The organism is Streptomyces sp. NPDC025784 (assembly GCF_055558435.1).
The window spans coordinates 401205-407588 of the sequence record NZ_JBVHMN010000006.1 but is presented as its reverse complement, the minus strand read 5'-3'; the positions used below and the strand labels follow the sequence as shown (position 1 = coordinate 407588).

4 protein-coding genes and 1 pseudogene are annotated in these 6384 nt (G+C 71.4%); 2 read left to right on the top strand and 3 right to left on the bottom strand.

The window, feature by feature from the left end; translation table 11 throughout:
• From ACZ4IF_RS17255 to ACZ4IF_RS17245, 3 genes and pseudogenes are all read right to left on the bottom strand, one after another.
• Positions 1 to 1530 (bottom strand): annotated as a pseudogene (locus ACZ4IF_RS17255) (hypothetical protein); the annotation flags it as partial.
• Positions 1527 to 2546: a hypothetical protein gene (locus ACZ4IF_RS17250; protein ID WP_467563683.1), complete on the bottom strand. Its 1020-nt coding sequence runs from the start codon at positions 2544 to 2546 to the stop codon at positions 1527 to 1529. The gene ACZ4IF_RS17250 and the pseudogene ACZ4IF_RS17255, both read right to left, overlap by 4 nt.
• A 218-nt stretch (positions 2547 to 2764) precedes the next feature.
• The gene (locus tag ACZ4IF_RS17245) at positions 2765 to 4228 is read right to left on the bottom strand and encodes a hypothetical protein (protein WP_467563681.1); all 1464 of its coding nucleotides are present in this window, start codon (positions 4226 to 4228) and stop codon (positions 2765 to 2767) included.
• Between the two features lie 80 nt (positions 4229 to 4308).
• Here ACZ4IF_RS17245 and ACZ4IF_RS17240 point away from each other — a divergent pair, with 80 nt between their 5' ends.
• A complete protein-coding gene (locus tag ACZ4IF_RS17240; protein ID WP_467563679.1) occupies positions 4309 to 5928 on the top strand; it encodes a hypothetical protein in 1620 nt (539 codons plus the stop codon).
• On the top strand, positions 5925 to 6362 hold the full coding sequence (locus ACZ4IF_RS17235) for a GNAT family N-acetyltransferase (RefSeq protein WP_467563677.1): 438 nt from the start codon (positions 5925 to 5927) through the stop codon (positions 6360 to 6362). Before ACZ4IF_RS17240 ends, ACZ4IF_RS17235 begins: the two co-directional genes overlap by 4 nt.
• Positions 6363 to 6384: the final 22 nt, after the last annotated feature.

Below are 6384 nucleotides of genomic sequence, written 5' to 3'. Positions count from 1 at the left end.
GTCCCGGTCGACCTTCACGATGACGCCGTCGACGATGTCGCCGTCGTTGAAGTACTTGATCGTCTCGTCGATCGCGGCGAGGAAGGCTTCCTCGTCACCGATGTCGTTGACCGCAACGGGAGGCGCGGTCGCCTGCGCCGGCCGCACGATCGCCGCCGTGGCAGGCCGCGCCGCCTCCGGACGGCTGTGCGCGGCAGCCTGCCAGGATACGGAGGCGTGTACGGACATGGCGCCGGCCGCACCGTGCCGGCGGTGCGGCCGGTATGACGACGGGACGCCGTGCCAGCTGTCACCGCCTCGGTCGAGGAGGTTCCTGCACACCGTGTAGGAGGCCGTGACCAGGCGTGCGACGGGATGATCGGCGCCGACCAGGTCGGTGACGGCACGGCATTGCCATCCCAGGTCCTGGAAGATCTGTGCCGACCGGGTGTGCTCGGTGGTCGTGCGCACGCATTCGAGGCGTGCCACCGCGAGGTTCCCGGTCGCGGCGAGGGATTGCGGGTGGCAGGCGCCGAGACGGCGGGACAGGCGCGTGCTGATGAAGGCCAGCTGTGTGGTCGCCCGGTCCAGGCGTGCCGTCGACCGGGCGGCCCGCGCGCACTCGACCTGCACGGCGGCCAGTTTGCCCTGCACCACCAGGGCACGGGGATGGTCGGCACCGAGCATCGCGGACAGTCGCTGGCTCGCCGCTTCCAGGACTCCCGCCGCATGTTCCAGCCGGTCGCTGGACTGTGCGTCACGGGCCGACTCGAAGTAGGCGAGGGCGAGTCGGGCCACGATCAGATAGCCCTGCGGGTCGCGGCCGTCGAGGGCCGCGAGGGCGGCCAGGGACGCGTCGCGCAGCTCGGTCATGGGTGCGTCGTCGACGTCCTGGGGCTTCTCACGGCGGGCGAGGCTGACCCGTACTCCCGCCAGGAGTTGGCGGATCTCGGCCGGTGGCGTGCCGGACGCGGAGCCGAGGTGGTCCTCGGCCTGGGTCAGCCAGTGAGTCGCCTGAGCCGGCTGCGTACGGGCGCTTATGGCGGCGAGGTTGGCCAGAGCCCGGATCCGGGACCAGCCCGACCGGCCGGCGCCGCCGGGTCGCGGAGCCGGTGGCCTTGCGAGCCGAGCGCCGTCCTCCCGTGCCGCAGAAGGGCTTTCGGCGCCGGCCGCGCTGCCCGGCTCGATCCCGCGACGGGGTAGGACCGCGTCCGTCTGATCGCCTGCCAGCAGGTGCTGCGCCTCGTCCGGGCGGCCGAGACAGGTGAGCAGCACCGCGCACCGGTTGGGGTCTCCGCCCGGTGGACGTCCCTGGGGCGGGTGGGTCACGAGCTGCTTCACCAGGGCGTACGAGGCGTCGTTCACCCCCATCTGGTAGAGCAGCCAGGCCAGCCGCATCACGGATGCCAGGTCGTCGTCACCGTAGGCGGGGAACTTCCCCTCGGCCCACCGGGCCGTGAACGTCCTCAGCGCGTCGGGCACTGTGACTCGGCGGGCATCACGCAGTGCCGCCTCAGCACACGCGACAGCCTCTTCATACGAGTCGATCATGCCTCCTCACCCCCCTTGTCGCCGCCGAGTGACCCGTGTGCGCCCAACGCCTCCGTGAGGTCGTCGAGCAACCGTAGACGGAACGCGTCCAGGTCGAGTGGGTCGACCAGCCCGCTGTCGCCCAGGTGGTCGAGAAATTTGAGTGAGTCCTCCGTCCGGGCACAAAGCTGGGCCACCACCGGGTCCCTGATGTCCTGAGGAGACCACGTGGTGACCTCTGCCTTGGGGGATATGTCCAAAGTGGCAGTACTGGAACCCCCATCGGTGCAAACTGGAGGGGATTGAGGGTGTGTTCCGGCGCGCGTCTGCGCGCCGTGCGCCTGCTCGGCGCCGGGGACCACGACCGCTTCCTCGGACGGGGCAGCCATGGTCGGGTGGGCCGGCGGGAGACCGGTGCCGGTCAGCCATTGCGCCAGACTCAGGGCGGACAGCCCGGGAAACGCTTCCATCGCGCTGTCGATCGCCGTGGCGATCATTCCGTCCGGCGCGCTGGGCGCGGCCGAACGCGGGGAACTGGACCCCATGAGCACGCCGACCAGCGTCTGCTCGGTGTCCTCGGTCGCTCTCTCGACGGGCCCGCCGCCGAACGCGCTGTAGTCCTTGGCCGGTCCGTCCAGCACCAGTTGCAGAGTCGTACGGCACGGGGCGTCCTGCGCGTGGTCGTGCACGACGCCGTCCACCGTGCCGTGCAAGGGGCGCCGCACGCGCGGGGGAGTGTAGGGAGCCAGCCAGTCGTCACCCTTGACGACGTGATCCATACGCGGGGTGGGCAGAACCTGGCTCGGCGGGGCCACCACCAGGATCAGGGCGAGGCCGGCCTCCGGCTGGAGGTCGACGACGCGCCCCTCCAGCTCCACCGGTTCTTCGCCGGCCAGCTCCAGGACCAGCGTGGAGCCGCCGTCGAGCGGCTGCACGCACTCGAGGAGTGTCATGACGAAGAAGCGGGTGATGAAGAAGCCACCGCCCAGCACGGCATCGTGCTGACACAGATCGACCCAGTACTCGTCTTCGTTCATGAGTCCCTCAGGTCCGTTCGCGTCCGGTCGGCCGTGGGCCGGAAACCTCAACTGTTCGTGCACCCGCTTTCCGTAGGCGCCTTGGATGTATGCCACCCACAACGCTGCCTCGTGCCCCACTGGTTCCGCTCCGACCCGCGCAGAAGGAGTGAAGGCGCATGGTGGCGAGGCAGGCGCACAACGGGGCGTGAGCGTCCCTCACGCACGCCTCCTGCCGTTCACACACGCCCCAGGGCGTGGCTGGCGCCCGAGATCACGGCGGTCGCCAGCAGCCAGCCGGACACGATCAGGAAGACGGCCACGGCTTTGTCCCAGCCCGCGGGGTCGAAGGCCGAGCGGTAGCCCAACGAGACGACGGGCACCAGGAGGTCCACGCAGTACAGCACCGGATCGAAGGCCCGCTGGCCCGATCCGCCCACCGGGGCGGGCGCGCGCACCGAGAACCAGGACGAGCCCGCCGCCACCAGGGCCAGCAGCCACAGCAACGCCCGCCGCGGGGCGTAGCCGTAGCCGAACAGGACGTCCTGCACGGTGCCCCAGATCCGGCCGGTGAGGCGGTCCCCGCGCCGCAGGTGCCGCTCCCGCGCATGCCGCACGGTCCGCGCCGCGCGCTCGTCCCCGGAGGACTGGTAGGAGAGCGCCAGCTGTTCGAAGACACCGACCCCCGCCTCCTGGTCGAGGGCGAGCCAGCCGAGCCGGCCCTTCACGTCCAAGGGCGAGGTCGACCCGAGGCGCTTGTAGACGAGCCCCTCGATGTCGAGGTTGCCCGCGCGGGGCCAGGCGGACGGATCGTCGACGAGAGCGCCCACGTGGGCGTCGCGCAGGACGATCCGTCCCTCGGGGGCGCTGCGCAGATCGAGACGCAGCCGCGGAGTCGTCAGCCGGCCCAGGACGAGCCCCGCGTGCGGACCGGCGAGGGTGGCGTCGTGGAAGGTGACCACCGACTCGACGGTCGCTCCGCGCAGCAGGACCTGACCGCTCGTGTGGAAACCCCAGTCCGCGTAGAACCCCCGGCCGCAGGACAGACCGGTGGCGTCCAGGCCACCGACCCGCGCGCCGTTCAGGCCGAGCGCGTGACCGACCCTCGCGTCGCGCAGATACAGCGCTCCGGTGGCGGTCAGCGACTGCCCCTGCACCGCGCCCTCGACCCGCAGCCGAGGAGCGAAGCAGGACCAGGGGCCGGTGGAGAACAGTGCCAGCTCCTCGGCCACCAGATTGCCGGCGATCCTCGCGTCCGCGAGCCGCAACGGCGCCTGGGCGGACGCCTCCGCGACCCGGCGCGGCGCCCGCACGCGGTCGCGGACGGGGCGCGCCTCGGCGCCCAGTGGGACGGGCCTGCCGGGCTCCGCGCCGATATGGCAGCCGGCCAGCCGTACATCGCCCTCGACCGCGAGGCCGTCGGCCACCAGTGCCGGAAGACGCGAAGCACCAAGATCCAGTGACCCCGCCGACAGACCGCGCAGATCAAGCGAGTCGGTGAAGCGGCACTCCACGAACTCCAGTCCGAAAGCGAGCTGCCGGTGCGTCAGATCCACCGGTCCGACGACGCTTGCGCCTCGCAACCGGAACGGACCGGATGCCGGGTCGTGGCCGACCACCGCGGCCTCCAGTCTGCTTGCCCTGATGGGCCTTCCGCCCGCCGCCGCACGCTGCAGCCGGGCCATGTCGTCACGCCGCGCCATTGCCAGTTCCCCCGATATGTTCCGCAGGCATATCACCACAACCCGCGCCGCGGCGGGACCGGTTCGGACAGACTGGGCCGATGAGCGGATGCACCTGCTTCGGTGAGGACGCGGCGGCCGCGCTGGAGCGGTGGCAGCGCGGCGGGCCCACGCTGGACTTCGTGGAAGCGCTGCCGGACGGCGGCAGCGGAGCACGGCTGGCCGTCTTCCACCACGACGGGGACGCGGACCACCCGGAACACAAGCTGCTGATCAAACTCTGCGCTCCGGACGAAGGCGCCGTCACCGAACCGCGCGACCTCGACATCGCATGGAAGTCGGGCCCGACGTTCGACAAGGGGGCGCGTACGTTCGACTTCCCGGAACGCCGGCTCGTCCGGCAGGTCTACCCGCCACTGGCGGTGGCGGACACCTGGCTGATGTTCCTCGGCATCGCCCTCGACGACCGCGGTGATCACGAGCTGACCCCGCTCAGCCGGCTCACCTCCTCCACGGAGCGTGCCGGCGTCGCCGCCGCCGTCATCCGATCGGTGCTCGGCGAATGGAACCCGGATCCCGGTGCCGATCACTCCATGACGGCCCTGGAATTCCTGCGCCGGGCACTCGGCCACCGGGCGGCTCCCGACAGCCGACTGGCGCGCACGGCGACCGGCCTCCTGGGCGCCGACGCGCAGCGCCCGCGCGTCACTCTGCCGGGCCGTTCCGAGTCCCTGCCGAACCCCCTGTGGTTCGCGGGCTCTCCGCTGGCCGGGCTGAAGCCGCCCACCGTCGCCCTGGGGCGCGCCCACTACGACCTGCACCCCGGCAACATCATGGTGGAGACGATCCCCGCGCTCGTCCCCGACGCCCACCGCTTCGTCGACCTGTCACGCTTCCAGCAACAGGGCCTGCTGGCACGGGATCCGGCCCACCTGACCCTGTGCCTGGTCTGCGACTACCTCCCCGAACTGGGCGATCGGGCCCTCGACGACCTGGTCGAACTCCTCGTCGCGGACGTGCCACCCGACCCGAACGAGGACCTGCTGCCCGGCGGCCTGCACACGATGGTCCGGCAGACCCGCTCGGCGCCGGACGAGTGGCGCCACCGCAGGCGCTACTCCCTGACCGACTGGCGCCCCCAGTACCTGCTGGCTCTTCAGGCATGCGCCCTGATGTTCGTCACGCGTCGCACCACCGAGCGCGAACGACGCTGGTTCCTGGAACTGGCCGCCCACGCCTGCGCCGCCTTCGAAGACGTGGCCAAGCCGGTCCCGTCGGCGCCGCAGCCGCCTCCTGCGCCCCCGACCGAGGACACCACGCCATCGCGCCCCGCGACGGAAGCTCCGCGGCCGACCGCTGTCCGGACCGAACTCGAGCGCCTGCGACCACAGTTGGCCCATGCCCTGGGCCGCCTCTCCGACGTACGCTTCGACCGCGTCCTCGACGAGAATCTGCGGACGGTCATCCATCGGTGCGAGCAACTGGAACGACTCGCCGCCCTGAGCTCCGCCGCACCCGCCGACGACCCGGACGACCCACCATGGCGTCCCGTGCTGGCAACGGCCCGCGCTCTGCGGGAGCTTCGAAACGGTGGCGACGTCCGCCAGGACGACGTCGAGCGCGCCAGGGAGCGGTTTCTCGTGGCTCTGAGCGCCCTGCTGGACGACGGGGCCGAACATCGGAACGCCTCGACCGAGCCTTCGATAGGGTCCCGATCATGAGCGTTGAGGTGCAGGTCGTCCATGAGGCGACCGACGAGGTGGTCGGGGCGGTCGCTCGCCTGTTGCCCCAGCTTTCGAGCACGGCGAAAAAACCCGACCGTGAGTCGGTGACAGGGCTGCTCCGCAGTGATGCCAACACGCTGCTGACGGCCCGGATCCAGGGCCAGGTGGTCGGCATGCTCACCCTGATCACGTTTCCGTTGCCGTCGGGCCTGCGGTGCCGGATCGAGGACGTCGTGGTCGACGAGACGGCCCGAGGCCACGGCGTCGGGGCGGCCTTGACGGCCGAGGCACTGCGCCTGGCCGAGGCGGCCGGGGCGCGGACGGTCGACCTGACCTCGCGTCCGTCGCGCGGGGCGGCGAACCGACTGTACGAGCGTCTGGGATTCCAGGGGCGCGACTCCAAGGTCTATCGCTTCGTCGTTCAGTCGTAGGCGGCGCCGCGGACACGGTGCG